The organism is Rhodosalinus sp. K401 (genome assembly GCF_041365735.1).
Taxonomy (GTDB): domain Bacteria; phylum Pseudomonadota; class Alphaproteobacteria; order Rhodobacterales; family Rhodobacteraceae; genus Rhodosalinus.
Genome location: NZ_JBGFSI010000040.1, coordinates 1 through 1,535, shown reverse-complemented (window position 1 = coordinate 1,535; position 1,535 = coordinate 1). Strand labels below are relative to the sequence as shown.

Annotated in this window: 2 protein-coding genes; one reads left to right on the top strand and one right to left on the bottom strand. The window is 68.7% G+C overall.

Features of this window, described 5'->3' with window-relative positions; all coding sequences use genetic code 11:
* The first annotated feature begins 75 nt into the window (after positions 1-75).
* Entirely contained in the window at positions 76-594 is a 519-nt protein-coding gene (locus AB6A66_RS17405; protein ID WP_371056890.1) for a hypothetical protein, read from the top strand.
* Positions 595-599: 5 nt separating this feature from the next.
* Here the strand turns inward: AB6A66_RS17405 and AB6A66_RS17400 are convergent.
* Positions 600-1,535: terminase gpA endonuclease subunit (locus AB6A66_RS17400; protein WP_371056889.1), on the bottom strand; the 936-nt coding region annotated here is incomplete at its 5' end.

Below are 1,535 nucleotides of genomic sequence, written 5' to 3'. Positions count from 1 at the left end.
AGTTCCGTCACAGCGGTCATGGATCACCTCTCCCCGTTGATGCGGGCCAGTTGACGCCGCACTCACCACGCGCCGGTGGCGGTCACGGCGCGGCTCAGCCATAAGGATGGCATGGACTCTCTCGCCAGCAGATCGATCGCCGAACTCCTCTCCCTTCACGCCGCGACCATGGAGGAGCTGCGGGCAAGAAACGTTCTTCGTTCGGCGAACAATCCCACCGGCGATCTTGCCGAGTACCTGTTCTGCGCCGCATTCGGCTGGGACCAGGAGAACAATTCCGCAAAGTCCTTCGACGCCACGGACGAAGACGGGGCTCGGTATCAGATCAAGGGACGCCGCATTCACCGGCGCAACGGTTCGCGGCAACTCTCCGCGATCCGCGATCCGGACGGTTTCGACATCCTGGCCGCCGTCCTCTTCGACGATGAATTCAGGATCCTGCGGGCCGCCCTGATCCCGGCCCAAGTCGTGCGCGACCACTCGAAGTTCATCGAGCACACGAACAGCCACAAGTTCCTGTTGCGCGACGCAATCTGGGACGTGACCGGCGTCATCGACGCGACCGAGCGGCTGCGCGCCGCCGAGGGGCTTTAACCCGGCTACGACATGTAACTCGACCGCCGCGTCCGCCGTCGCGGCGCCGGGCGGTTCGCGGGCCGGGCCGGCGGCTCACCGTCCGCCGCGGGCGTCTCCACCGCCAGTTGCCGCTCCAGGTCCTGCCAGCGCGCCTCCGACCATCGGTCGGCACCGGCGATCCAGGCGGCGGCGCGGGCGTAGACCCGGCAGTCCAGCGCCTCGTTGCGTTCCCGAAGCTTCTGCCATTCGAGCTTCGAGAAGCCGCGCTTGCCCTTGACCGTGACCAGCTGCTCGGCGGTCAGCTGCTTGAGCCATTCGCTGTCCGTCCAGGACGGCAAGTGGACCGTTCCCGGCGGAAACGGTGCACCGGCCGTGACCTCTTCCGCGGTCGGCCTGTCCTGCCGCAGGAAGCGGTAGGTCTCGGCCTTGAAGGTCGCCGTGGCCACGGACCACAGCCGCGCGCCGCGCCGCAGGCGCTTGCCCGCGACGGTGGCGTCGACATAGGTCGGCCCCGTCACCGGGCTCGCCCGATTGAACCCGTCGAGCCCCTTCACGGGTGCGACCTGCGCGAAGCCGACCTGCCGGGCCCATCCATAGACCGCGCTGGTCTCGAACCCCGTGTCGATCGCCAGCCGCGCGATGGTCAGGTGCTCGCCCGAGGCATGGGTCCATGTCCGCCCGAGCAGGTCAGTCAGCTGCTGCCAGCACGCCGGATCCCCCGGCCCGCCCTCGATGACGACATGATCGACGAGCCAGCTTTCCAACCCGCGGCCCCAGGCCCAGACGTCGACCTCGATCCGGTCCTTCTGCACGTCGGCGCCGGCGGTCAGGAACAGGCCCCGCGCTGGAACCGTGCCGGGCGTCCATGCCTCGCGGCGGTCCGCCAGCCGTTGCCAGTCCGGCGCCTCGCCGGTCTCGACCCATGTCTCGCCAAGCACCGTGTTGCGGAACGCCTTGAT